Source organism: Pseudomonas sp. Pseusp10 (genome assembly GCF_059492225.1).
The window spans coordinates 4,202,963-4,228,605 of record NZ_CP168528.1 but is presented as its reverse complement, the minus strand read 5'-3'; the positions used below and the strand labels follow the sequence as shown (position 1 = coordinate 4,228,605).

Below are 25,643 nucleotides of genomic sequence, written 5' to 3'. Positions count from 1 at the left end.
TTCACTTCCTCGGGTCGAAGGCATCGCGAGCGGACTCGCCGATGAACACCAGCAAACTCAACATCAAGGCCAGCACGGCAAAGGCGCTGATGCCCAGCCATGGTGCTTGCAGGTTGGACTTGCCCTGGGCCACCAGTTCACCCAGGGACGGGCTGCCCGCCGGCAGGCCGAAACCGAGGAAGTCCAGGGCGGTCAATGTACCGATGGCGCCGGTGAGGATGAACGGCATGAAGGTCATGGTCGAGACCATCGCGTTGGGCAGGATATGGCGGAACATGATCGCGCCGTTCTGCATGCCCAGGGCGCGGGCGGCGCGCACGTATTCCAGGTTGCGCCCGCGCAGGAACTCGGCGCGTACCACGTCCACCAGGCTCATCCACGAGAACAGCAACATGATCCCCAGCAGCCACCAGAAGTTGGGCTGCACGAAACTGGCGAGGATGATCAGCAGGTACAGCACCGGCAGTCCGGACCAGATCTCCAGAAACCGCTGCCCGGCCAGATCCACCCAGCCACCGTAGAAACCCTGCAAGGCGCCGGCGATCACGCCGATGATCGAGCTGAGTACGGTCAGGGTCAGGGCGAACAGTACCGAAATGCGGAAGCCGTAGATCACCCGGGCCAACACATCGCGGCCCTGATCGTCGGTGCCCAGCAGGTTGTCCGTCGAGGGCGGGGCCGGGGCCGGGACTTTCAGGTCGTAGTTGATGCTCTGGTAGCTGTAGGGGATCGGTGCCCACAGCACCCAGGCGTCCTTGGCCTTGAGCAGTTCGCGGATGTACGGACTCTTGTAATTGGCTTCCAGCGGAAATTCGCCGCCGAAGGTGGTTTCCGGGTAGCGCTTGAGCGCCGGGAAGTACCAGTTGTTGTCGTAATGCACCGCCAGCGGCTTGTCGTTGGCGATCAGCTCGGCGCCGAGGCTGGCGCCGAACAGGATCAGGAACAGCCACAGCGACCACCAGCCACGCTTGTTGGCCTTGAACAGTTCGAAGCGCCGGCGATTGAGAGGGGACAGGTTCATCTCAATGCTCCCGGCTTTCGAAGTCGATGCGCGGATCGACAAAGGTGTAGGTGAGGTCGCCGATCAGTTTCACCACCAGCCCCAGCAAGGTGAAAATGAACAGCGTGCCGAACACCACCGGGTAATCGCGGTTGATCGCTGCCTCGAAACTCATCAGGCCGAGGCCGTCGAGGGAAAAGATCACCTCCACCAGCAACGAACCGGTGAAGAAAATTCCGATGAGGGCTGAGGGGAAACCGGCGATCACCAGCAACATGGCGTTGCGGAACACATGGCCGTACAGCACTCGATGATTGGTCAGGCCCTTGGCCTTGGCGGTGATCACGTACTGTTTGTTGATTTCGTCGAGGAAGCTGTTTTTGGTCAGCAGGGTCATGGTCGCGAAGTTGCCGATCACCAGCGCGGTCACCGGCAGCGCCAGGTGCCAGAAGTAATCGAGGATTTTGCCGCCCATGCTCAGTTCATCGAAGTTGTTCGAGGTCAGCCCGCGCAAGGGGAACCAGTCCAGGTAACTGCCGCCGGCGAACACCACGATCAACAGGATGGCGAACAGGAACGCCGGGATCGCGTAGCCGACGATGATCGCCGAACTGGTCCAGACGTCGAAGTGGCTGCCGTGCCGCTTGGCCTTGGCGATCCCCAGCGGGATCGACACCAGGTACATGATCAGCGTGCTCCACAGCCCAAGGGAGATCGAGACCGGCATCTTTTCCTTGATCAGGTCGATGACCTTGGCATCGCGGAAGAAGCTGTCGCCGAAATCCAGGGACGCATAGTTCTTGACCATGATCCACAAGCGTTCCGGCGCCGACTTGTCGAAGCCGTACATGTGTTCGATTTCCTTGATCAGCGCCGGGTCCAGGCCCTGGGCGCCGCGATAGGCCGAGCCTGCCACCGAGACTTCGGCACCGCCGCCGGCGATGCGGCTGGTGGCGCCTTCGAAGCCTTCGAGCTTGGCGATCATCTGCTCCACTGGCCCGCCCGGGGCGGCCTGGATGATCACGAAGTTGATCAGCAAGATGCCGAACAGGGTCGGAATGATCAGCAGCAGTCGCCGAAAAATATACGCCAGCATCTGATTACTCCGTGCCCGCAGGAGCGGCCTGCAGTGTGGTTTCGACTTCTATCGCCGGCTTGATGTCGGGCTTGACCCACCAGGTGGCCGTGCCGATGTCGTATTTAGGCGAGACCTTTGGATGGCCGATGTGGTTCCAGTACGCCACGCGCCAGGTCTTGATGTGCCAGTTGGGTATTACGTAATAGCCCCATTGCAGAACGCGGTCCAGTGCACGGGCGTGGGCCACCAGGCTGTTGCGCGAATCGGCGTTGATCAGTTGCTCGACCAGTTGATCGACCACTGGATCTTTCAGACCCATGGAATTGCGGCTGCCGGGTTTGTCGGCGGCGGCGGACATCCAGAATTCCCGTTGTTCGTTCCCTGGCGAGTTGGACTGCGGGAAGCTGCCGACGATCATGTCGAAGTCCCGGGAACGCACACGGTTGATGTATTGCGAGACGTCGACCCGGCGAATCACCAGATCGATGCCCAGGTCGCTCAGGTTGCGCTTGAACGGCAACAGCACCCGTTCGAATTCAGTCTGGGCCAGCAGGAACTCGATGATCACCGGTTTGCCGGTGGCGTCGACCATTTTGTCATCGACGATGCGCCAGCCGGCCTCCTGCAGCAGTTGATAGGCTTGCCGTTGCTGGGCGCGGATCATGCCACTGCCGTCAGTGGTCGGGTTCTGGAACGCTTCGCTGAACACTTGTGGCGGCAGCTTGCTGCGCAACGGCTCGAGGATTGCCACCTGATCGGCATCGGGCAGGCCGGTGGCGGCCATTTCCGAGTTCTCGAAGTAACTGCGGGTGCGCACATAGGCGCCGTTGAACAGTTGCTTGTTGGTCCATTCGAAGTCCAGCAACAGCGACAAGGCCTGGCGGACGCGCACATCCTGGAACACCGGGCGACGCAAATTGAACACGAACCCTTGCATGCCAGTCGGATTGCCGTTGGGAATCTGTTCCTTGACCAGTCGGCCTTCGGTAACCGCCGGAACATTGTAGGCGTTGGCCCAGTTCTTCGCGGTCATTTCCAGCCAGTAGTCGAACTGCCCGGCCTTGAGCGCTTCCAGGGCCACGGTGTTGTCGCGGTAGTAGTCGGTGGTCATCACGTCGAAGTTGTAGAACCCCCGATTGACCGGCAGGTCCTTGCCCCAGTAGTCCTTGACCCGCTCGTAACGCACCGAGCGTCCGGCCTTCACTTCACTGACCTTGTACGGGCCACTGCCCAACGGGATTTCCAGGTTGCCCTTGTTGAAGTCGCGGTCGGCCCACCAATGCTTGGGCAGCACCGGCAACTGGCCGAGTATCAGCGGCAACTCGCGGTTGTTGGTGTGCTTGAACTTGAACAGTACGGTCAGCGGGTCTTCGGCGACCGCTTCCGCCACGTCGTTGTAGTAGCCGCGATACATCGGCGCACCGTCCCTGGTCAGCATCTGGAAGCTGAACACCACGTCTTCGGCACGTATCGGGTGGCCGTCGTGAAAACGTGCTTCGGGGCGCAGGTAGAAGCGTACCCAACCGTTGTCCGGGGCTTTCTCGATCAGTCGGGCGATCAAGCCATACTCGGTGAACGGCTCGTCCAGCCCTTGCTTGGCCAGGGTGTCGTAGATCATGCCGATATCGTCCGCCGGCACACCCTTGCTGATGAACGGGTTGAGGCTGTCAAAGCCGCCGAATCCGGCCTGACGGAAGATTCCGCCCTTGGGCGCGTCCGGATTGACGTAGTCGAAGTGTTTGAAGTCGGCCGGGTATTTCGGCGGCTCGTTGTACAGGGTCACGGCATGTTGCGGGGCGGCGCAGGCCAGCCCGGCGAACAACAGGCCGCTGGCCTGCAGGAGCAGGGTGCGGATGGGTTTCATTGATCTTTCTCCGAAGATTTCAGCCACCACGCGTTAAGGCCCAGGGTGTAGGGCGGCGTGGTGACGAAGGCGAGCCGGTTGCGGTACGCCAGGCGGTGATAATTGAGGTACCAGTTGGGAACGATGTAGTGCTGCCACAGCAGCACGCGGTCGAGGGCCTTGCCGGCGGCGAGTTGCTCATCGCGGGTCCGGGCGGCCAACAATTGTTCGAGCAAATGGTCGACCACCGGGTTGGCAATACCAGCGTAGTTCTTGCTGCCCTTGACCCCGGCCTGGCTGGAGTGAAAGTACTGCCATTGTTCCAGGCCCGGGCTGAGCGTCTGGTTGAGGGTCATCAGAATCATGTCGAAATCGAACTGGTCGAGGCGCTGCTTGTATTGCGCGCGATCGACCGTGCGCAGCCGCGCATCGATGCCGATGCTGGCCAGGGTCTCGACGTAAGGCTGGAGGATGCGTTCCAGGTTCGGGTTGACCAGCAGCAGTTCCAGTCGCAAGGGTTGCCCTGCGGTGTTTTGCAGGCGCTGGCCATTGAGCTTCCAGCCGGCTTCGGCGAGCAGGCCGAGGGCTTTGCGCAGGGTCTCCCGGGGAATGCCACGGCCGTCGGTCTGCGGCAGGCTGAACGGCTCGGTAAAGAGCCTGGCCGGCAGTTGCTCGCGATAGGGCTTGAGCAACAGCCATTCATGCCCGACCGGCAAACCGCTGGCCGAGAACTCGCTGTTGGGGTAGTAGCTCATGGCACGTTGGTAGGCGCCGCCGAACAGCGTGCGGTTGGTCCATTCAAAGTTGAACATCAGCCCCAGCGCTTCACGGACCCTGGCGTCCGAGAATGTCGGACGGCGGCTGTTCATGAACAGGCCCTGGGTCTGGGTCGGGATCTGATGCGCAATTTGCGCCTTGATCACGTCACCACGGCGTATGGCGGGGAAGTCGTAGCCGGTGTCCCAGTTTTTCGCCTGATGCTCGATATAGATGTCGAATTCACCGGCCTTGAACGCCTCGAACGCCACGTCGCTGTCGCGGTAGAACTCGACTTCCATGCGGTCGAAGTTGTACTTGCCGCGATTGACCGGCAGGTCCTTGCCCCAGTAATCCTTGACCCGTTCGAAGACGATCTGCCGTCCCGGTGTGACCGAGGTGATGTGATACGGCCCGCTGCCCAGCGGCGGCTCGAAGGTGGTGGCCTTGAAGTCGCGACCTTTCCAGTAGTGCTGCGCCAGCACCGGCATTTCGCCCAGGCGCAGGATCAGCAGCGGATTGCCGGCGCGCTTGAACACAAAACGGATGCGCTGCGGATTGAGGATATCGACCCGCAGCACCTCCTGAAGGCTGGTGCGGTATAGCGGATGGCCTTCCTTGAGCAGCAGGCGGTAGGAGAACGCGACGTCGTAAGCGGTGATCGGCGTGCCGTCATGGAAGCGCGCTTCGGGACGCAGGTTGAACACCACCCAACTGCGGTCCTCGTTGTATTCCACCGACTGCGCGATCAGGCCATAACTGGACGCGGGTTCATCACCGGACGGTGCGTACTGGCCGGTACCGACCATCAGCGGTTCGTTGAGCTCGTTGATGCCGTATTGCAGGAAGTTCGGTGTGGTGACGGGGCTGGTGCCCTTGAAGGTGTAAGGGTTGAGCGTGTCGAACGTGCCAAACGCCATCACCCGCAACGTACCGCCCTTGGGCGCTTGCGGGTTGACCCAGTCGAAGTGGGTAAATCGGGCCGGGTACTTGAGCGTGCCGAACTGCGCATAACCATGGCTTTCGCTGATCGTCGCGCTTGCGGTGGAGCTCAAGGCCAGGCTGATCAGGAGCAGGGGCAGGGGGCGCTTCAAATAGGGGATCCGATCCAGGCGGCTTGGGCTTTGTGGACCGTACAGTAACAGCTTGTATGGACAGGAAAAAGACGGGGGCTTAATGCGCAATATCGGCGGGTCGCAATCCCTGTGGGAGCGAGCTTGCTCGCGATGGCGGCGTGTCAGTCGCCATCAATGCAAACTGATACGCCGCCATCGCGAGCAAGCGCGCTCCCACAGGTTTTTGCACTGCCCACAAAAACTGCGCAGACATAAAAAAGCCCCTGAAGTCAGAGGCTGTTTTTTAATGCGGATTGGCCACCGTCAACATCTGACCAGGCTTCAGTGCCTGGCCGACACGCGGGTTCCAGCGCTTCAGATGCTGCATCTCGACGTTGAAACGCTTGGCCACGATGTACAGCGAGTCGCCTTGCTGGACCTTGTACGTGGTCTGCTGCTTCCTGGTGTTCGCTGCAATCACGGTGTTGACGCGCCCGGAGCTGCGTTTGCTGTTGTCCTGCATGACCAGGGTCTGGCCGGGCTTGAGGTTCTTGCCGGTCAGTTTGTTCCAGCGTTGCAGGTCCTTCACGTCAACGTCGTTGGCCTTGGCGATGGAGCCGAGGTTGTCACCCCGTTTGACCCGGTAGGAACGCTTGACGCTGGCGACCTGAGTGTCGTCGGCACCTTCGAAGACCGGTTTGAGCGATTTTTTGCTGATCAATTCTTCAGGGCGCATGGTCTGCAGGCTGCTGGTCAGCAGTTGCGCCTTGGAGGTCGGGACGAGAAGGTGCTGCGGGCCGTCGATGGTGGTGCGCTGCTTGAAGGCCGGGTTGAGCTGGAACAGTTCGTCTTCGTCGATGTTGGCGACTTCAGCGACCTTGGACAGGTCCATGCGCTGGTTGATTTCGACGACCTGGAAATAGGGCTCGTTGGCGATCGGGTTGAGGTTCACGCCGTAGGCTTCCGGCGCCATCACCACTTGCGACAGTGCCAGCAGCTTGGGCACGTAGGCCTGGGTTTCGGAGGGGAGCGGCAGGTTCCAGTAGTCGGTCGGCAGGCCGAGACGCTCGTTGCGCTCGATGGCCCGGCTGACGGTGCCTTCGCCGGCGTTGTAGGCCGCAAGGGCCAGTAACCAGTCGCCGTTGAACATGTCGTGCAGGCGGCTCAAGTAGTCCATCGCGGCGGTGGTCGACGCGGTGATGTCGCGACGGCCATCATAGAAACGGGTTTGACGCAGGTTGAAGTAACGCCCGGTGGACGGGATGAATTGCCAAAGACCCACCGCGTCGGCCCGGGAATAGGCCATCGGGTTGTAGGCACTTTCAATCACTGGCAGCAGTGCCAGCTCCAGCGGCATGTTGCGCTCTTCAAGGCGTTCGACGATGTAGTGAATGTAGAGGCTGCCACGTTCGCCGGCGTTTTCGAGGAAGGATGGATTGCTGGCGAACCACAGGCGCTGTTGCTCGATTCGCGGGTTGACACCTAGCCCGTCCTGCAACTGGAAGCCCTGGCGCATGCGCTCCCAGACATCCTGTGGAATTTGCGGGCTGGGTTTTTCGCTGAGCCAGATCGGCTTTTGCTTGGCGCGCGCGGCGATGTTCGGCGTGTGCGCCGCATCGGTCTGCGGCGCATGGCTGGAACAGCCCGCCAGGGTGGCGGACACAGCCACCGCGATGGCTTGAGCCAAGCGGGTCAATGCGTCTGAACTGATGGCTTTGCGAATAGGTGACGACATTGGCTGGAAGTAAGTTCCGGGCAAAAATGTCGGGCGATTCTAGAAAGCACACCCTGCGCGGTCAACCTTTCAGAATTGTTGCAACCTTGAGCGATCCCTTTAGAACTTGTCCTTCCAGGCTCGAAGAGCAGCAAAAACCATATCGGGCGCCGAGTTATCGGTGCCGGTCCGTTCGTCCGCTTTTTCTTTAACGGATGTTTCACCGGCGCGCAAGAACGGGTTTGTGAGCTTTTCCAGCGCCAGTGTCGACGGCAGCGTCATGATTGCGGATTCGCGTAGTCGGGTGACTTTGGCCAGACGCTCGGCGGTGTCCGGATTGTTCGGTTCGACGGCCGCCGCAAACTTCAGATTGCCGAGGGTGTATTCGTGGGTGCAGTAGACCAGCGTGTCTTCCGGCAACGCAGCGAGGCGTGTCAGCGAGCTGTACATTTGCTGTGGCGTACCTTCAAACAGCCGTCCGCAGCCGGCGGCAAACAGTGTGTCGCCGCAGAACAGCAACCCGTGATGGTAATAGGCGATATGCCCCAGGGTGTGGCCAGGGACCGCGATGACGTCGAAGTCCCAGCCGAGCACATTGACCTTGTCGTTGTCTTTGAGCGCAACGTCCCGCGCCGGGATTTTTTCGCTGGCCGGGCCATAGACCTTTGCGTCCGTCGCTTTCTTCAGCTGTTCGACGCCGCCGACATGGTCATGATGGTGATGAGTGATCAGAATATCACTCAGTACCCAGTCCGGATTGGCCGCCAGCCAGGCTTGTACGGGGGCGGCATCACCCGGGTCGACGACCGCGCAGCGCTTGCTGCCGTGGTCTTGTAACAGCCAGATGTAGTTGTCGGTGAAGGCGGGCAGGGCAGTGATCTGTATCATCGTCGGATTCGCCAAACGGAAATCAATGGCGCATCTTAGAACTTCCTGGCGCGTTGGAGAATGCAATGACTGATAAAGCGTTCGCACAGGCTGATCCTGATTGGCTGGCGTTGATCAGCGCGGCCCGCGATTGGCTGGCCGGTCCCCTCGGGCAATTTCTGCTGGACGAAGAGCGGCGCATGCTCGAAGACGAGCTCGGGCGGTTCTTTGGTGGCTATCTGGTGCATTACGGTCCTTCGGCCCAGCCCCCTCCGTCAGCGCCGCAGGTGCAGCGCAATGTGCGCTTGGGCGCGCCATTGCCGGGGGTCGAGATCGTCTGTGAGGAACAGGCCTGGCCGCTGAGCGAGCATGCTGCCGATGTGGTGGTGCTGCAGCATGGCCTGGATTTCTGCCTGTCGCCCCACGGATTGCTCCGTGAAGCGGCAAGTAGCGTTCGCCCCGGCGGGCATCTGCTGATCATCGGCATCAATCCCTGGAGCAGTTGGGGCCTGCGGCATGTGTTTGCCCAGGATGCGCTGCGCAAGGCGCGCTGCATTTCGCCATCACGGGTCGCGGACTGGCTGAACCTGCTGGGTTTCGCGCTGGAGAAACGCCGCTTCGGGTGCTATCGTCCGCCGCTTGCGTCACCGGCATGGCAGGCCCGCCTGGCCGGTTGGGAACGCAAGGCCGGTGACTGGCAGCTGTCGGGCGGCGGCTTCTATTTGCTGGTGGCGCGCAAGATCGTGGTGGGCTTGCGACCGGTCCGTCAGGAACGTCGCGAGCCGATGGGCAAGTTGATCCCTTTGCCGATGGCCAAGGTCAACCGTCGCAACATCGAACCGTAATACACACTTTTTATTTGCGGCCGGGCTTGTCCCGGCTTCGGGCGTCGTCGATCAGCGATCGGCGGGCCAGCGCATTTTCTGGATAGATTGGCATGAGCGATAGCGTAGAACTGTTCACCGACGGCGCCTGCAAGGGCAATCCTGGTCCTGGCGGCTGGGGCGCACTGCTGGTGTGCAAGGGCGTTGAAAAGGAACTCTGGGGCGGCGAAGCCAACACCACCAACAACCGTATGGAGCTGATGGGCGCGATCCGTGGCCTTGAAGAACTCAAGCGTCCCTGCGACGTGCTGCTGGTGACCGACTCCCAGTACGTGATGAAAGGCATCAACGAGTGGATGGACAACTGGAAGAAGCGCGGCTGGAAAACCGCAGCGAAAGAGCCGGTGAAAAACGCTGACCTGTGGAAATTGCTCGACGAGCAGGTCAACCGCCACAAGGTCACCTGGAAGTGGGTACGCGGGCACATTGGCCATCACGGCAACGAACGGGCCGACCAGTTGGCCAACCGTGGCGTGGATGAAGTGCGTGGGTACAAGCAGGACTGATTTAGGCTCCACCGATACACCGTGTTGCAGCAATCGCGAGCAAGCTCGCTCCCACATTGATCTCCATACGCCACAGATCCCTTGTGGGAGCGGGCTTGCTCGCGAAGGCAGCGACTCGGTGTATCTGAAAGACCCCGGCGGGCGTGTTAACATCGCCGCTTTTGCACGATTGACCGATTGAGAGCTGAGCACTGATGGCCACCAGATCCGTTGTACTCGACACCGAAACCACCGGCATGCCGGTGACCGACGGCCACCGGATTATCGAAATCGGTTGTGTCGAGCTGATCGGCCGACGCCTGACGGGCCGGCACTTTCACGTGTACCTGCAACCCGATCGCGAAAGTGACGAGGGCGCCATCGGCGTCCACGGCATCACCAACGAATTCCTCGTGGGCAAGCCGCGTTTTGCCGAGGTGGCCGAAGAGTTCTTCGAGTTCATCAAGGGTGCGCAGCTGATCATCCATAACGCGGCGTTCGACGTTGGCTTCATCAACAACGAATTCGCCCTGATGGGCCAGCAGGACCGCGCGGACATCACGCAGCACTGCTCGATCCTCGACACTCTGATGATGGCCCGGGAACGTCACCCAGGGCAGCGCAACAGCCTCGATGCCTTGTGCAAACGCTATGGCGTCGACAACTCCGGCCGTGAGCTGCACGGCGCCTTGCTCGACTCCGAGATTCTCGCCGACGTCTACCTGACCATGACCGGGGGGCAGACCAGTCTGTCCCTGGCCGGCAACGCCTCCGATGGCAATGGCTCGGGGGAAGGGGCGGACAACTCGGCCACCGAGATTCGTCGTTTGCCGGCGGACCGCCAGCCGACGCGCATCATCCGCGCCAGCGAAGACGACCTGGCCCGCCACGCGGCGCGCCTGGAAATCATCAGCAAATCCGCTGGCGCTCCGGCGTTGTGGTTGCAGTTGGCCGAGGCTGAAGCGCAGGCATAACACCCTATTTGGCAGACACTGCTTTTGTGGCGAGGGGGCTTGTCGGAACGCCGCACCGCCCCGTTGGAGCGCGAAGCGGTCCCGTGTTTATTCAGGCAAATGACGTTTGCAGTAATTACGACTGCTTCGCAGCCGGACGGGGGCAAGCCCCCTCGCCACATCCGCTGCAACACTCTACCCTGAGGTGACTGGCAGGCTCTGGTCTGCCGCCTCAGGACACTGAGCCAAATGTATAAAGATTTGAAATTCCCGGTCCTGATTGTCCATCGCGACATCAAGGCCGACAGCGTCGCCGGCGACCGCGTGCGGGGGATTGCCCGGGAGCTGGAGCAGGAAGGATTCAGCGTCGTTTCGGCGGTGGACTACACCGAAGGACGACTGGTGGCGTCGACCTACCATGGCCTGTCCTGCATGTTGATTGCGTCTGAAGACGCCAGCACCCACTCCCATCTGTTGCAAAACATGGCCGAACTGATCGGGCTGGCACGGGTGCGTGCGCCGGATCTGCCGATCTTCGCCTTGGGCGAAAAAGTGACCCTGGAAAACGCGCCCGCCGACGCCATGGCCGAACTCAATCAGTTGCGCGGCATTCTTTATCTGTTTGAGGACACCGTGCCCTTTCTCGCCCGGCAGGTGGCCCGCGCCGCACGCAAATACCTCGATGGCCTGCTGCCGCCGTTTTTCAAGGCGTTGGTGCAACACACGGCGGACTCCAACTATTCCTGGCACACCCCCGGTCACGGCGGTGGCGTGGCGTATCACAAAAGTCCGGTCGGGCAGGCGTTCCATCAGTTTTTCGGGGAAAACACCCTGCGCTCGGATCTTTCGGTGTCGGTGCCGGAACTCGGTTCATTGCTCGATCACACGGGCCCCCTGGCTGAAGCCGAGGCCCGTGCAGCACGCAATTTCGGCGCCGATCACACCTTTTTCGTGATCAATGGCACGTCTACGGCCAACAAGATTGTCTGGCACTCGGTGGTCGCTCGCGATGACCTGGTGCTGGTGGATCGCAATTGCCACAAGTCGGTGCTGCACTCGATCATCATGACCGGCGCGATCCCGTTGTACTTGTGTCCGGAACGTAATGAACTGGGGATCATCGGCCCGATTCCCCTGAGTGAGTTCAGCCGCGAATCGATCCAGGCCAAGATCGACGCCAGTCCGCTGACCAAGGGGCGTTCACCGAAGGTCAAGCTCGCGGTGGTGACCAATTCGACATATGACGGGCTCTGCTACAACGCCGAGCTGATCAGGCAACAACTGGGCAATAGCGTCGAGGTATTGCACTTCGACGAGGCCTGGTACGCCTACGCGGCGTTTCATGAATTTTTTGCCGGGCGCTACGGTATGGGCACGTCCCGTGATGAAGACAGCCCGCTGGTGTTCACCACCCATTCCACCCACAAGTTGCTGGCGGCCTTTAGTCAGGCGTCGATGATTCACGTGCGCGATGGCGGCGCCCGGCAACTGGACCGGGATCGCTTCAACGAAGCGTTCATGATGCACATCTCGACCTCGCCGCAGTACGGCATCATCGCCTCGCTGGATGTGGCTTCCGCGATGATGGAAGGACCGGCCGGGCGTTCGCTGTTGCAGGAAATGTTCGACGAAGCCCTGAGTTTTCGCCGGGCGCTGGCCAATTTGCGCCAGCACATTGCCGCTGATGACTGGTGGTTTTCGATCTGGCAACCGCCGTCGGCGGAAGGCATCGAGCGGGTCGTCACCGAGGACTGGTTGCTGCAACCCGATGCAGACTGGCACGGCTTTGGCGGCGTGACCGACGATTATGTACTGCTCGACCCGATCAAGGTCACGCTGGTGATGCCTGGGTTGACGGCTGGTGGCGCCCTCAGCGAGCGCGGGATTCCGGCGGCGGTGGTCAGCAAGTTCCTTTGGGAGCGTGGCCTGGTGGTCGAGAAGACCGGGCTGTATTCGTTCCTGGTGCTGTTCTCGATGGGCATCACCAAGGGCAAGTGGAGCACGCTGCTCACTGAATTGCTGGAGTTCAAGCGCAGCTACGACGCTAACGTCAGCCTGGTCAGTTGCCTGCCTTGCGTGGCGCAAGAGAATGTCGCGCGCTATCAGGGCATGGGGCTGCGTGATCTGTGCGATCAGTTGCATGCCTGTTATCGCAGCAATGCCACCGCCAGGCACCTCAAACGCATGTACACCGTACTGCCGGAAGTCGCGATGAAGCCGGCGGACGCCTATGATCAATTGGTGCGGGGTGAAGTCGAAGCCGTGTCGATCGATGCGCTGAACGGGCGGATCGCCGCGGTGATGCTGGTGCCGTACCCGCCCGGCATTCCATTGATCATGCCGGGTGAGCGCTTTACCGAGTCGACCCGCTCGATCATCGATTACCTGTCGTTTGCCCGCACGTTCGATAGCAGTTTCCCGGGGTTCGTTGCTGATGTGCACGGATTGCAACACGAAGATCAGGGCAGTGGACGGTGCTACACCGTCGATTGCATCAAGGAGTGAGGACCTTTCCCAGTATGCAGCCGGTTATAAATCCGAATTACCCAGGGTTGTCGGTACGGGTTGCCGATGAAGGTTTTGCCGCCTACATCTGGGGCAGTGATTTCAGTTTTGAAGTCGCGGCCTACGGTGCGGCCGAAATCGGCAAACCGGTAGCACAGTGGCCGGTCACCCCGATCACGCCTTATCGCAAGTGTTACGGCATCGACCCCGAGGAATTCATCAGCTTTCGCGATGGCGCCGACAGCGCGATTTTCATGGCGTATCTGGATGACCAGCCCGTGGGGCACCTGGTGGTCAGCACCAACTGGAACGGCTTTGCCCATATCGACGAACTGGCGGTGCACGCACCGGCCCGAGGGCATGGCGTGGCCAAGGCCCTGCTGGATGTGGCGCAATTCTGGAGCCGCAAGAAAAAGCTCCCGGGCATCATGCTCGAAACCCAGAACAACAACCTGGGGGCCTGCCGGCTCTATGAGCGCTGTGGTTACGTGATTGGCGGGATCGACCACCTGCGCTATCGCGGCATTGATCCGAACACCGCTGAAGTGGCGCTGTTCTGGTATCGACTGTTCGAAAACCCGCTGGAAAACCCGTTCAGTTCGTCAGCATCGCCACGGCTTGTTCCGTGATGATGGCCAACAAGGTCTGAACGGCTGGTGAAGGTTCGGCGTTTTTCAGGGTCAGGGCGTAAAGACTGATCGGAACCGCTGGCGCCAGTGGGCAGGCGTCCAGTCCCGAGGCTTTGGCGCCGAGGGCGGTGAAGGGGTCGACGATGGCCAGGCCTTCGCCGGCCTCGACCATGCTGCGCATCATCTGATGCGTCTGGACCCGGGTCTGAATCACCGGAGCAGGACGCAAGCCGTGCAGTTTGTTTTCCAGCGCCGGGCTCAGCGGGTCGTGCCCTTCCAGGCCAATCATCGATTGGCCGGCCAGATCCTGCAGTGAAATGTATTTCTGTTTCGGTTGCAGCCAGCCGTGGGGCGCGAGCAACTGAAGTTTGCCCTGGGCAATCACCTGACAATCGAGGTCGGCGTGATCGGGGTCATGCAGGCTCAGGCCCAGGTCGCTTTCACGCAGCAGCAGGCTTCTGACGATGTCGCGAGTGGGCTGGCTCAGCAGTGTGCAAGGCGCGTCGGGCAGGCGTCGGCGCAGGGCGGCGATGCTGTGTGGCAATAATTGGTTAGCCAGAGGCGGCGTGCAGATGATGCGCAGCGGCGCCGCCAGGTATTGCCTGAGGCTGTTGGCCAGGCGCTGTACGGGTTCAAGCGCATCGTAGACCCGGACAATTTCCACCTGCAATTCCCGCGCTTCGCGGGTGGCCTGCAATCGTCCGCGCACGCTGGCGAACAACATGAAACCCAACTGATCCTCGGCGTCGCGCAGCAAACGCTCGACTTCGGCCACCGGCAACTGCAGCCATTCGGCGGCGGTGCCCAGGTGACCGGTCTGCAGGAGCGCCTGGATCACTTCGATATGGCGTAAGCGCATGCGTGAAGTCCATGTTCAGCAGGTGGAGGAGTCAGTGGCTGAATCCTACCCCAAGTCCGCGCATATGACTTCTGCTCATAACGACGAGTTATGAAACGCTGGCGGTTTGCGGTTCGCGAGTAATGGTAATGCCGGTTTGCACCAACAGAAATTCATTGTCGTCGACCTTGTTGAGGCGGTCGCCAATGGCCAGCTTGTAAGTGGTGACAGGCCCTGAACCATCTGCCGCCGGGGTGGAATCCTGGAACTCGTGCACCGAATAAATACGGCCTTCCGCGTCTCTTGCATGGAACTGACCGACGAGTACTGCTGCCATCTGCTTAGAACCTCTGGAGATAAATCACTCAATTTGCGGCACTGTAGACCGTGCTTGGGCGAGGTAAGTTTTCCTACAGGAAAAAAATAGTCAGGGAGGGTATTTTCAGTCGCCCGCTGCCTGAATCGTCATCTATAACTACAAGCTCTCCATATCGGACAGTCGAGAAACTCCCATGAGCAACGTCTATACGATCGCCGTGCTGGTCGGCAGCTTGAGAAAGGAATCGATCAACCGCAAAGTCGCACGGGCCCTGATAGAACTGGCTCCGGCCAATCTCAAGCTCAACATCGTCGAAATTGGCGATCTGCCGCTCTATAACGAAGACATCGATGGCGCTTCACCGCCGGCAGCCTACAGTACTTTCCGACAACAGGTGAGCTCATCCGACGCGGTGTTGTTCGTGACCCCGGAATACAACCGTTCGGTGCCGGCGCCGTTGAAAAACGCGATTGACGTGGGCTCGCGCCCGTATGGCAAAAGTGCATGGAGCGGTAAGCCGGGAGCCGTTATCAGTGCTTCGCCGGGGGCTGTCGGCGGGTTTGGTGCCAACCACAACCTGCGTCAATCCATGGTGTTTCTCAATGTGCCGATGATGCAGCAACCGGAGGCCTATCTGGGGAACGCCGGTTCGGCGTTCGACGAGGCGGGCAAGTTGTCCGAGTCGATCAAGCCGTTCTTGCAGCGTTTCATCAATGCTTATGGGCAATGGGTCGAACAGCACAAGAAACTCTGATGTTCATTGGCCAGCGCTTAGTCCTGCGAAGCGCTGGGTGGTTATCTCTTTAGACCGGGTTGACCCCTTCGCGAGCAAGCCCGCTCCCACAGGGATCTTCAGTGGATACAAGACTTGTGTTCGGCTGAGGCCCAATGTGGGAGCGGGCTTGCTCGCGAAGGGGGCGGGTCAGGCAATGCAAGACTCAACCCTGTCCCGGCACATTCGGCCAACGGTCCGCCACCAGAAACAATCGCTCGGCCTCTTCCCAGTCGCCGCTGGCATTTTCCGTCAGGCGCACCAGTAATTGTGCCGGCGCCAGCGGGTCCAGGTCATTGAGCCACGCCTGCATCTGTTCAGGATTCCAGGTGTGCTCCGGCGAATAATGCGCCGGCGCCAGCCAGGCGTGGCGGGGCAGGGGTTGCCAACGCCCCGGAGGGCTCTGGGCCAACAACGCCGGCCAATCCTTTTGATGCAACCAGCGACCTCGCAAATGCTGCGGATGGGCACCCGATGGCGGGGCGGCCTGTCCGGGCCACGGATATAGCAAATACCCTCCCAGCCACAAATGCGCGCTGAACGCATGGATGTCCAGCGCAGCCAGCACCTCACGGCTCTCGGGGCGTGCGGAAATCGGCAATTGATGCTGGCTCAGGTGTGCCAGTTTGCGGTCGAGCCGGTCGTGGCACCCCGGTCCCAGCCACTGGGCGGTGTCGTGCCCGTCGCCGGATTGCGGGCCGAGGTAGAGCTTGATCGCCAATTCCAGGTGATGCACGCCGTCGCGGTCGCGCAGCAGCATGTCCAGTTCACCCAGGGTGTGCCCTTCGCGGCGAATCGGCATGTTGGCAGCAATCAGTTCAATGCCTGGCGCATGCTGCACAGCGAATTGCCAGAGGCGTTCGTAGTACAAGCCCAGGCGCCGGGTCCGTGCCTGGGCCAGCCAGTGCAGCAACCCATAACTGTCCCGATCCAGCTGGCGCAGCCAATGTTCCAGCCGTTGCGGTGCCTGCACCCAGTCGCTGCCGGCCAACGGGTGACGCTGCGGCCACGGGGTATCGCCCAGCATGGGCGGGGCGAGGATGACCCACGCCAGGTCACGCACTTCGGGATGGCGTAACTGATGGGGCAGGTGGAGCAAATCCGGAAATAGCATCATCTTGCGAGCATAGCCCGAAACCCGGGCACACCCTTGAAGCTGAAAGGATTTTGTCTACGGGCGGCTTTCGCCCATAATCGTGGTTTTCGCCGCCACGCAGATCCCCGCAGGAGCCCCATGGAGCAATTTCGCAATATCGGCATCATCGGTCGCCTGGGCAGTTCCCAGGTGCTGGATACCGTCCGCCGACTGAAACGGTTTCTGCTCGATCGTCACCTGCACGTGATCCTCGAAGACACCATCGCCGAAGTGCTGCCAGGGCACGGCCTGCAAACCTCGTCGCGCAAGATGCTCGGCGAAGTCTGCGACATGGTTATTGTGGTCGGCGGTGACGGCAGTCTGCTCGGTGCCGCCCGGGCGCTGGCCAAGCACAATATTCCGGTGCTCGGCATCAACCGCGGCAGCCTGGGCTTCCTCACCGACATACGCCCCGATGAGCTGGAGGTCAAAGTCGCCGAAGTGCTGGATGGCCACTATCTGGTGGAAAACCGCTTCCTGCTACAGGCCGAAGTTCGTCGCCACGCCGAGGCCATCGGCCAGGGCGATGCACTTAACGATGTGGTGCTGCATCCAGGCAAATCGACCCGGATGATCGAATTCGAGCTGTACATCGATGGCCAGTTCGTCTGCAGCCAGAAGGCCGACGGCCTGATCGTCGCCACGCCGACCGGTTCCACCGCCTATGCGCTGTCCGCCGGCGGACCGATCATGCATCCCAAGCTCGATGCTATTGTGATTGTGCCGATGTACCCCCATACCTTATCGGGTAGACCCATCGTGGTCGATGGCAACAGTGAGCTGAAAATCGTCGTGTCCAAGGATATGCAGATTTACCCGCAAGTCTCGTGTGACGGGCAGAACCACTTTACCTGCGCGCCGGGCGACACCATTACCGTCAGTAAAAAAGCCCAGAAGTTGCGGCTGATTCACCCGCTCGACCACAACTACTACGAAGTCTGCCGGACCAAGCTCGGCTGGGGCAGCAAGTTGGGGGGTGGAGGCGACTGATGCTCGATCCCGCGCGTAGCTACGACCTTATCGGTGACGTGCACGGTTGCGCTCTGACCCTGGAGCACTTGCTCGACCGACTCGGTTATCACAAGCAGGGTGGCGTCTGGCGGCACGCGTCGCGCATGGCGGTGTTCGTCGGCGATATCATCGACCGCGGCCCGCGGATTCGCGAGGCGCTGCATATCGTCCACGACATGGTCGAGACCGGTCAGGCGCTGTGCATCATGGGCAACCATGAATTCAACGCGCTGGGCTGGAGTACGCCGGCGCTGCCCGGCAGCGGCAAGCAGTTCGTGCGCGAGCACACGCCGCGCCATGCCCGCCTGTTGCACGAAACCCTGACCCAGTTCGAACACCATCCGGGTGACTGGCACGACTTCCAGCAATGGTTCTACCAGTTGCCATTGTTCGTCGATGCCGGGCGGTTTCGCGTGGTCCATGCCTGTTGGGATGCCGGGCTGATCGAGCCGCTGCGGGCGTTGTTCCCCGACGGTCGTGTTGACGAGCATTTTCTTCAGGCGTCGGCGGAGTCGGGCTCCTTTGCCTGCACCGTATTCGATCGCCTGCTGCGCGGCACGGACATGCGCTTGCCCCATGGCCTGACCATGACCAGCGGCGATGGGCTGGTACGTTCGTTCTTCCGGACCAAGTTCTGGGAAGACGATCCGAAAACCTACGGCGACATCGTGTTCCAGCCGGATGCACTGCCGGAACCCGTGGCCCGGACGCCGCTGACGTCCAGCGAAAAGAACAGTTTGCTGCGCTATGGCATCGATGAGCCGCTGTTGTTCGTCGGCCACTACTGGCGCAGCGGCAAACCGGCACCGATCCGGCCGAACCTGGCCTGTCTGGATTACAGCGCGGTGCTCTACGGCAAGCTGGTTGCCTATCGACTGGATCAGGAAACCCGCCTGGATCCGCAAAAATTCGTCTGGGTCGATGTCGAGCGGCCGGAGGTGCTGCAATGAGTGCTGTAGCGGTATTGCGTCTACCCCTGGCGGTGGACTTGAGCGGGTTCGTCACCCTGCTCAAGCGCATGCAGGTGCCCCATCGGGTCAGCGAAGAAGCTGGCGAGCAAGTGCTGTGGGTGCCGGACAACATCAGTGAAGACGTGCGTGCGCTGTACGAACGCTTTCCGGCGGGTGACCCCGACCAACAGCTGGACATTCCGGTGGCGCAGGCCATCACGCGTCCGGGGTTCGTCGAGCAATTGAAATACGCCAGGGCCACCGCGCTGGTGCTGCTGCTGAGCCTGATTGTTGGCGCGGTGACCATGCTGGGCGACAACCTTGAAACGATGCGCTGGCTGACCTTCCTCGAGTTCCGCGTGGTCGGCGAATACCTTCACTTCACGCCGCTGGCCGACAGCCTGGCGGCGGGGCAGTGGTGGCGCCTGTTCACGCCGATGCTGATCCACTTCGGCATCCTGCACCTGGCGATGAACGGCATGTGGTATTGGGAGCTGGGGCGGCGCATCGAGTCGCGCCAGGGCAGTATCAACCTGATCGGCCTGACCTTGCTGTTCAGCCTGGTGTCCAACTACGCCCAGTATTACTTCAGCGGCCCGACCTTGTTCGGCGGTTTGTCCGGCGTACTGTACGGCCTGCTCGGGCATTGCTGGATTTTCCAGCTGCTGGCGCCGAACCCGGCTTATCGCCTGCCGCGTGGCGTGCTGGTGATGATGCTGGTGTGGTTGCTGCTGTGCCTGTCCGGGCTGGTCTCGATGATCGGCTTCGGCGAAATCGCCAACGCGGCTCACGTCAGCGGGTTACTCATCGGATGCTTCACCGGTTTGTTGGGCGGTTTGTATAACCGCCGTAAACTGGCCGCCTAATTCAGATATGCAATAAAGAGACGGAGACCCAATGTCCTCTTTTAACGAAATGATCAAGAACATCACCTCCGATATCTACGAGAGCCTGAAACTGGCGGTGGAAATCGGCAAATGGTCCGACGGTGGCAAACTCACCGCCGAACAACGGGAGCTGTCGCTGCAGGCGATGATCGCCTGGGAAATCCAGAACCTGCCCGAGGACCAGCGTACCGGCTACATGGGGCCGCAGGAATGCGCCTCGAAGTCGATCGAAGTGCCGAACATCCTGTTCAAGTCGGATGCCATCCATTGATCGAGATTGGCCGCGGTGCAATCAGCAAAATGTCGGCACGCCTTGACGGGTCGAACGTGCAATATGCTTTGCGTCTGGGCGAAACCGAGGTCCCGGTCAATCCGTTGATCGGTACCACGGTGCGCCTGGAATACCTGGGTGCAATCCACTGCATCCATTGCGGGCGCAAGACCAAGACCAGTTTCAGCCAGGGTTACTGCTACCCGTGCATGACCAAACTGGCCCAGTGCGACGTCTGCATCATGAGCCCGGAGCGCTGCCACTACGACGCCGGTACGTGCCGTGAACCGGAGTGGGGCGAGAAGTTCTGCATGACCGATCACGTGGTGTACCTGGCCAATTCGTCGGGGGTGAAAGTCGGGATTACCCGTGCCACCCAGTTGCCGACCCGCTGGCTCGACCAGGGTGCGAGCCAGGCCTTGCCGATCATGCGCGTATCGACCCGCCAGCAGTCCGGTTTCGTCGAGGACCTGTTCCGTAGCCAGGTAGCCGACAAGACCAACTGGCGTGCTTTACTCAAGGGCGATGCGGTGGCGGTGAACCTGGCCGAGGTTCGCGATCAACTGTTCGACAGCTGCGCTGAAGGCCTGCTGGGATTGCAGGAGCGATTTGGCTTGCAGGCGATCCAGACCGTTACCGGTGTCGAGCCGCTGGAAATCCGCTACCCGGTCGAGCAGTACCCGGCGAAGATTGTCAGCTTCAACCTGGACAAGAACCCGATTGCCGAAGGGACGCTGATGGGGGTCAAGGGCCAATACCTGATCTTCGATACCGGCGTGATCAATATTCGTAAATACACGGCTTACCAGCTCGCCGTGCATCAGTAAGGACTCCAGCATGCGCACCGAACAACCGAAGATGATTTACCTGAAGGACTATCAGGCGCCCGAGTACCTGATCGACGAAACACACCTGACCTTCGAGTTGTACGAGGACCACAGTCTGGTCCATGCGCAACTGGTGATGCGCCGCAACCCCGAGCGTGGCCCGGGCCTGCCACCGCTGGTGCTGGACGGCCAGCAGCTGGAACTGCTGTCGGTGACCCTGGCCGACCGTGAGTTGAGCGCCGCCGACTACCAGTTAACCGAGAATCACCTGACCCTGCACCCGACCAGCGCTACCTTCACGGTCGACACCAGCGTCAGGATCCACCCGGAAACCAACACCGCGCTGGAAGGCCTGTACAAGTCCGGCACGATGTTCTGCACCCAGTGCGAGGCCGAAGGCTTTCGCAAGATCACCTATTACCTCGACCGCCCGGACGTCATGAGCACGTTCACCACCACGGTGGTCGCGGAACAACACAGCTACCCGGTGCTGCTGTCCAACGGCAACCCGATCGCTTCCGGCCCCGGCGAAGATGGCCGGCACTGGGCGACCTGGGAAGACCCGTTCAAGAAACCGGCGTACCTGTTCGCGCTGGTGGCCGGTGACCTGTGGTGCGTCGAGGACAGCTTCACCACCATGAGCGAGCGCAACGTGGCGCTGCGCATTTACGTCGAGCCGGAAAACATCGACAAATGCCAGCACGCCATGAACAGCCTGAAGAAGTCCATGCGCTGGGACGAAGAGGTCTACGGTCGCGAGTACGACCTGGACATCTTCATGATCGTCGCCGTGAATGACTTCAACATGGGTGCCATGGAGAACAAGGGTCTCAACATCTTCAACTCCAGCGCCGTGCTGGCCAAGGCCGAAACCGCCACCGACGCCGCGCACCAGCGGGTCGAGGCCATCGTTGCCCACGAATACTTCCACAACTGGTCGGGCAACCGCGTGACCTGCCGCGACTGGTTCCAGTTGTCGCTCAAGGAAGGCTTCACCGTGTTCCGCGATGCCGGTTTCTCCTCGGACATGAACTCGGCCACGGTCAAGCGCATCCAGGACGTGGCGTACCTGCGCACCCATCAGTTCGCCGAAGACGCCGGCCCCATGGCCCACGCCGTGCGCCCGGACAGCTTCATCGAGATTTCCAACTTCTACACCCTGACCGTGTACGAAAAGGGCTCGGAAGTGGTCGGCATGATCCACACCCTGCTCGGCGCCGAAGGCTTCCGCAAAGGCAGCGACCTGTACTTCGAACGCCATGACGGCCAGGCCGTGACCTGCGATGACTTCATCAAGGCCATGGAAGATGCCAATGGCGTCGACCTGACCCAGTTCAAACGCTGGTACAGCCAGGCCGGGACACCGCGTCTGGCGGTGAGCGAGTCCTACGACGCCGCGGCGAAAACCTACAGCCTGACCTTCCGCCAGAGCTGTCCGGAAACCCCGGACAAGGTTGAAAAACTGCCGTTCGTGATCCCGGTCGAGCTGGGGCTGCTGGATGCCAAAGGGGCAGCGATTGCCCTGCGTCTGTCCGGTGAAGCCACTGCACAAGGCACTTCGCGGGTCATTTCCGTGACCGAAGCCGAGCAGACCTTCACCTTCGTCGACATCGCTGAACAACCGCTGCCATCGTTGCTGCGTGGCTTCTCGGCGCCGGTGAAACTGAGCTTCCCGTACAACCGCGACCAGTTGATGTTCCTGATGCAGCACGACAGCGACGGCTTCAACCGCTGGGATGCCGGCCAGCAACTGTCGGTGCAGGTGCTGCAAGAATTGATCGCCCAGCAGCAGAAGGGCGAAGCACTGGTGCTCGATCAACGTCTGGTGTCGGCGCTGCGCACGGTGCTCTCGGACGAGTCGCTGGATCAGGCCATGGTCGCCGAAATGCTCTCGCTGCCAAGCGAAGCGTACCTGACCGAAATCAGCGAAGTGGCGGATGTCGAAGCCATTCACACGGCCCGTGAGTTTGCCCGCAAGCAACTGGCCGATGCGTTGTTCGATGGCCTGTGGCTGCGTTATCAGGCCAATCGCGAATCGTCGAAGCAGACGCTGTATGTGGCCGAAGCCGAGCATTTCGCCCGTCGTGCCCTGCAGAACATCGCGCTGTCGTACCTGATGCTCAGCGGCAAGCCAGAGGTTCTGGCGGCGACGCTGGAGCAGTTCGACGCGTGCGACAACATGACCGAGCGCCTGACTGCACTCGCCGTGTTGGTCAATTCGCCGTTCGAAGCAGAGAAAGCCAAGGCGCTGGCCAGTTTCGCCGAGCACTTCAAGGACAACCCGCTGGTCATGGATCAGTGGTTCAGCGTCCAGGCCGGCAGCGTGTTGCCGGGAGGGCTTGCACGGGTCAAGGCGTTGATGCAGCACCCGGCGTTCAACATCAAGAACCCGAACAAGGTGCGGGCACTGGTCGGTGCGTTTGCCGGGCAGAACCTGATCAACTTCCATGCGGCGGATGGTTCGGGGTATCGCTTCCTGGCGGATCTGGTGATTGAGCTGAACGGTTTCAATCCGCAGATCGCTTCTCGCCAGTTGGCGCCTTTGACTCGCTGGCGCAAGTATGACGGTGCTCGTCAGGCTTTGATGAAGGGGGAGCTGGAGCGGATTCGGGCTTCGGGGCAGTTGTCCAGTGATGTGTTTGAGGTGGTCAGCAAAAGCCTGGCTTGATCCTGATGCCGCGCAGTGCCAGTCACTGCGCGGCGCGCAGGTTACGGCAGCGAGAAAAACTTCGTGGCCAGTTCCTTGTCGATGTGGCCGCGATAGATGTCGATTTTCTGGTGAGGGTTTTGTGCCTTGGCCAGTACCGTGGCATTGGTTTCGTAGCGCTGCTCTTTGGTTTTCAGGCTGGCAGCGGTGTAATTGTCCTTGGCATCATTTGATGCTTTGTAATGAAAGTGTGCATACCACAAGGGCCGATTGTTACGGTTCAACAGGACGTATTCCTGCAAAAAGTCCTGGCGTCCGGTTTTCAATCGTTTGCGCTCGCCGACTATTTGCAGATGAATTTCGTTGCGACTCAACAAATACTCTACGGCTTCGCTGGTAGGGGCTTGGGCCAGGGACATTTGGATGCGCAGCTGCGTTGCCTTGTCGTTGATTGTTTGCGCCTTGACCCGTAGGTATTTGATGAGGTCGGCATCCATCGGCGAGTTTGACGGTGCGTTTTCATGGTTTTCCAGGCGGTCCGCATAGTCGATCAGATTCCGTGCCGTGTTCTGCAAGCTCTCTTCAATTCCCTTTGGATGGCTCGTCCCTCGTGCGTAGTCCTCGAATTTCTGCATCAGTTCATCGATTTTTGCCAACGTTTTTCGAGCATCGCCCTTGAGTTGCGGGTAGGGAGTAACTCGCGCTTTCGGTGCGTTTTTTTTCGCTTCGACGACTTCTACCCAGGCATTCGACTCATGTTTGCGGAAGGAGGCTAGTGGCCGGTCTTCGAAAGGGCTATTGATGTCGACAATGACTGCGCCCTGTTTCGCAGCTTGCGGCCGGATCTCACCGATCATTGCGCCTTTGACAGTTTTGATGACCCGCTTGCTGGAGGACGATGCGGCGGGAGGTTCCGCTTTCGATGTCGGAGAGGGCGTTTCAGCATCCGCCTGGTTCTTCTGTTCATCAGTCAGACGGCGCTCGGCATCGTCGCGCAATTGTCCAACGATTTCACACAGACGGGCGAACCGGTCCGGCTGCAATTCATCGGATCTTAAGATGTCAATACTGGTGAGCCCGACCATTGCTGTGTCGTAGTGTTTGACTAGGTTATCCAGTACGGCAATACGATCGTCGCTTTTATAGTGCTTTGAGGCTTGAAGCTCAATATGGGACGTGGACACCAACAGCAGAGGCTCCATAACGTCTTGCAGTGCTGCTGACGTGTCGCTGCAAGGCTCCTTGGCGCTGAGGAAGCGCAAGGTGACCAGTTGGCAGACCTTGGTACTCAGCACGCTAGCTTCATTTTCGGGCCTGTTGCTGGTCAATCGCTCCAAGGCCTCGGCCCCCTTGCGCGACATCCCTTGGAGTTGGAGAAGCCGGCTCCCCACCTCCGTTTGGAGCTCGAGCACCGTTTCGTAGATTTCGCAGCTCTTGCCCATGTATTCCAAAAAACCATCCACTACGACAGTACCTTCGGTTTGCAGGGCTATAGCGAGCTGCTCCGCATTACTATTGGAATGGGTGTACTTGCATTTAGCGGCTTCGAGATCCAGGTCCGCTATGTCGATTTTCGCGCGAGCATTGTTGACCAGATTTACCAGCAGGTTGCACCGCATTTCAGCAAAGTAAGGATCAGCACTCAAGCCAATCAATTCCTCGGCCACGTCCAGCAGCGTGACATAGCTTGTGCTTTGAGTGTCCAGTTCGACGACATAACGTTGCCTGTACTTCGCCCGTTCCTGTTCAGAGCATGACGGATAGTTTTGTTTGCTCAGCATTACGTCGTGCGTGATATCAACGCGCTTTTTCATCCGTTCCTGTTGCCCCAGGAACTCCTCGACATTTTTCAATAGCCCTGCGAAGCGCTGCTGGTTTTGCTCTCGCATAGCGACGACTCTGTTCTTGCGGCCACCCCCGGATGGATTCGGTCTCGCCGCAGATGAATCATCCCCCGGCTTTTTTTTGCTGATTGCGCGAGTGGCACTAATTCCTCTTGTCCCTGGCAAACGAGTTTCACCGCTTGTGCAATGGGTGTGGGCTCTATTGTGCTGTTATTTGTCTGAGGGCGGCTGGATGAGGGGGCGCTTGCGGATGGAATCATTTATTGCCGTCCATGGGGAGTCAATGCGCACCACCATAGGGGAGTGGCAAGTCGGTTTCTGACAAAAAACGCTCATCGATACCATTCGCGGGACTGCATGAATCAGCCAAACA

Annotated in this window: 22 protein-coding genes; 12 read left to right on the top strand and 10 right to left on the bottom strand. The window is 60.3% G+C overall.

The window, feature by feature from the left end:
* Window position 1: 1 nt before the first annotated feature.
* The 6 genes from ACEN8Z_RS18975 to gloB all read right to left on the bottom strand — a co-directional run bounded on the left by ACEN8Z_RS18975 (window position 2) and on the right by gloB (window position 8,334).
* A complete protein-coding gene (locus ACEN8Z_RS18975; protein WP_007979115.1) occupies window positions 2-1,021 on the bottom strand; it encodes an ABC transporter permease in 1,020 nt (339 codons plus the stop codon).
* Between the two features lies 1 nt (window position 1,022).
* Complete coding sequence (locus ACEN8Z_RS18970) at window positions 1,023-2,096, bottom strand: microcin C ABC transporter permease YejB (protein WP_007999324.1); 1,074 nt, start codon at window positions 2,094-2,096, stop codon at window positions 1,023-1,025.
* Window positions 2,097-2,100: 4 nt separating this feature from the next.
* Window positions 2,101-3,942: an extracellular solute-binding protein gene (locus ACEN8Z_RS18965; RefSeq protein WP_495595243.1), complete on the bottom strand. Its 1,842-nt coding sequence runs from the start codon at window positions 3,940-3,942 to the stop codon at window positions 2,101-2,103.
* The gene (locus ACEN8Z_RS18960; protein ID WP_495598162.1) at window positions 3,939-5,759 is read right to left on the bottom strand and encodes an extracellular solute-binding protein; all 1,821 of its coding nucleotides are present in this window, start codon (window positions 5,757-5,759) and stop codon (window positions 3,939-3,941) included. Before ACEN8Z_RS18960 ends, ACEN8Z_RS18965 begins: the two co-directional genes overlap by 4 nt.
* 277 nt (window positions 5,760-6,036) lie before the next feature.
* Entirely contained in the window at window positions 6,037-7,467 is a 1,431-nt protein-coding gene (locus tag ACEN8Z_RS18955) for a transglycosylase SLT domain-containing protein (RefSeq protein ID WP_495595242.1), read from the bottom strand.
* A gap of 99 nt (window positions 7,468-7,566) precedes the next feature.
* On the bottom strand, window positions 7,567-8,334 hold the full coding sequence (gloB, locus tag ACEN8Z_RS18950; protein WP_495598161.1) for a hydroxyacylglutathione hydrolase: 768 nt from the start codon (window positions 8,332-8,334) through the stop codon (window positions 7,567-7,569).
* 65 nt (window positions 8,335-8,399) lie between these two features.
* Between gloB and ACEN8Z_RS18945 the strand changes: the two genes are divergently transcribed.
* The 5 genes from ACEN8Z_RS18945 (at window position 8,400) to ACEN8Z_RS18925 (ending at window position 13,769) form a co-directional block, all read left to right on the top strand.
* Window positions 8,400-9,158, top strand: a complete 759-nt coding sequence (locus ACEN8Z_RS18945) for a methyltransferase domain-containing protein (protein WP_007996379.1) — start codon at window positions 8,400-8,402, stop codon at window positions 9,156-9,158.
* Window positions 9,159-9,250: 92 nt separating this feature from the next.
* Window positions 9,251-9,703, top strand: coding sequence for a ribonuclease HI (rnhA, locus tag ACEN8Z_RS18940; RefSeq protein WP_007988455.1), 453 nt, complete (start codon window positions 9,251-9,253; stop codon window positions 9,701-9,703).
* A gap of 194 nt (window positions 9,704-9,897) precedes the next feature.
* Window positions 9,898-10,656, top strand: coding sequence for a DNA polymerase III subunit epsilon (gene dnaQ, locus ACEN8Z_RS18935; RefSeq protein WP_007996376.1), 759 nt, complete (start codon window positions 9,898-9,900; stop codon window positions 10,654-10,656).
* Window positions 10,657-10,884: 228 nt separating this feature from the next.
* Window positions 10,885-13,140 carry an Orn/Lys/Arg family decarboxylase gene (locus ACEN8Z_RS18930; protein WP_495595241.1) on the top strand — a complete coding sequence of 752 codons (2,256 nt, stop codon included), beginning with the start codon at window positions 10,885-10,887 and terminating at the stop codon, window positions 13,138-13,140.
* Between the two features lie 14 nt (window positions 13,141-13,154).
* Window positions 13,155-13,769, top strand: coding sequence for a GNAT family N-acetyltransferase (locus ACEN8Z_RS18925; protein WP_442096560.1), 615 nt, complete (start codon window positions 13,155-13,157; stop codon window positions 13,767-13,769).
* On the opposite strand, the gene ACEN8Z_RS18920 is transcribed toward ACEN8Z_RS18925, so the two are convergent.
* On the bottom strand, window positions 13,735-14,628 hold the full coding sequence (locus ACEN8Z_RS18920) for a LysR substrate-binding domain-containing protein (RefSeq protein ID WP_108229434.1): 894 nt from the start codon (window positions 14,626-14,628) through the stop codon (window positions 13,735-13,737). The two genes, ACEN8Z_RS18925 and ACEN8Z_RS18920, sit on opposite strands and share 35 nt — an antisense overlap.
* 88 nt (window positions 14,629-14,716) lie before the next feature.
* Complete coding sequence (locus tag ACEN8Z_RS18915; protein ID WP_007996370.1) at window positions 14,717-14,944, bottom strand: hypothetical protein; 228 nt, start codon at window positions 14,942-14,944, stop codon at window positions 14,717-14,719.
* A 175-nt stretch (window positions 14,945-15,119) separates the two neighbouring features.
* On the opposite strand from ACEN8Z_RS18915, the gene ACEN8Z_RS18910 reads away from it, so the two are divergent.
* On the top strand, window positions 15,120-15,680 hold the full coding sequence (locus ACEN8Z_RS18910) for an NADPH-dependent FMN reductase (protein ID WP_495595240.1): 561 nt from the start codon (window positions 15,120-15,122) through the stop codon (window positions 15,678-15,680).
* 184 nt (window positions 15,681-15,864) lie between these two features.
* On the opposite strand, the gene ACEN8Z_RS18905 is transcribed toward ACEN8Z_RS18910, so the two are convergent.
* On the bottom strand, window positions 15,865-16,815 hold the full coding sequence (locus tag ACEN8Z_RS18905; protein WP_495595239.1) for a DUF1853 family protein: 951 nt from the start codon (window positions 16,813-16,815) through the stop codon (window positions 15,865-15,867).
* A 117-nt stretch (window positions 16,816-16,932) separates the two neighbouring features.
* Here ACEN8Z_RS18905 and ACEN8Z_RS18900 point away from each other — a divergent pair, with 117 nt between their 5' ends.
* The 6 genes from ACEN8Z_RS18900 to pepN are packed head-to-tail and all read left to right on the top strand — an operon-like array spanning window position 16,933 to window position 23,447.
* Window positions 16,933-17,823 carry an NAD(+) kinase gene (locus ACEN8Z_RS18900; protein WP_034146463.1) on the top strand — a complete coding sequence of 297 codons (891 nt, stop codon included), beginning with the start codon at window positions 16,933-16,935 and terminating at the stop codon, window positions 17,821-17,823.
* Window positions 17,820-18,794, top strand: a complete 975-nt coding sequence (locus tag ACEN8Z_RS18895; protein ID WP_495598160.1) for a metallophosphoesterase — start codon at window positions 17,820-17,822, stop codon at window positions 18,792-18,794. The genes ACEN8Z_RS18900 and ACEN8Z_RS18895 overlap by 4 nt, the downstream gene beginning before the upstream one ends.
* The gene (locus ACEN8Z_RS18890; RefSeq protein ID WP_495595238.1) at window positions 18,791-19,660 is read left to right on the top strand and encodes a rhomboid family intramembrane serine protease; all 870 of its coding nucleotides are present in this window, start codon (window positions 18,791-18,793) and stop codon (window positions 19,658-19,660) included. Before ACEN8Z_RS18895 ends, ACEN8Z_RS18890 begins: the two co-directional genes overlap by 4 nt.
* Window positions 19,661-19,691: 31 nt before the next feature.
* Window positions 19,692-19,952, top strand: coding sequence for a YeaC family protein (locus ACEN8Z_RS18885; protein ID WP_007988613.1), 261 nt, complete (start codon window positions 19,692-19,694; stop codon window positions 19,950-19,952).
* The gene (locus tag ACEN8Z_RS18880) at window positions 19,949-20,779 is read left to right on the top strand and encodes a DUF2797 domain-containing protein (protein ID WP_442096565.1); all 831 of its coding nucleotides are present in this window, start codon (window positions 19,949-19,951) and stop codon (window positions 20,777-20,779) included. The genes ACEN8Z_RS18885 and ACEN8Z_RS18880 overlap by 4 nt, the downstream gene beginning before the upstream one ends.
* Window positions 20,780-20,789: 10 nt before the next feature.
* Window positions 20,790-23,447, top strand: a complete 2,658-nt coding sequence (pepN, locus tag ACEN8Z_RS18875) for an aminopeptidase N (protein WP_495595237.1) — start codon at window positions 20,790-20,792, stop codon at window positions 23,445-23,447.
* A gap of 41 nt (window positions 23,448-23,488) precedes the next feature.
* Here pepN and ACEN8Z_RS18870 read toward each other — a convergent pair whose 3' ends face one another.
* Complete coding sequence (locus ACEN8Z_RS18870; RefSeq protein ID WP_495595236.1) at window positions 23,489-25,315, bottom strand: hypothetical protein; 1,827 nt, start codon at window positions 25,313-25,315, stop codon at window positions 23,489-23,491.
* Window positions 25,316-25,643: the final 328 nt, after the last annotated feature.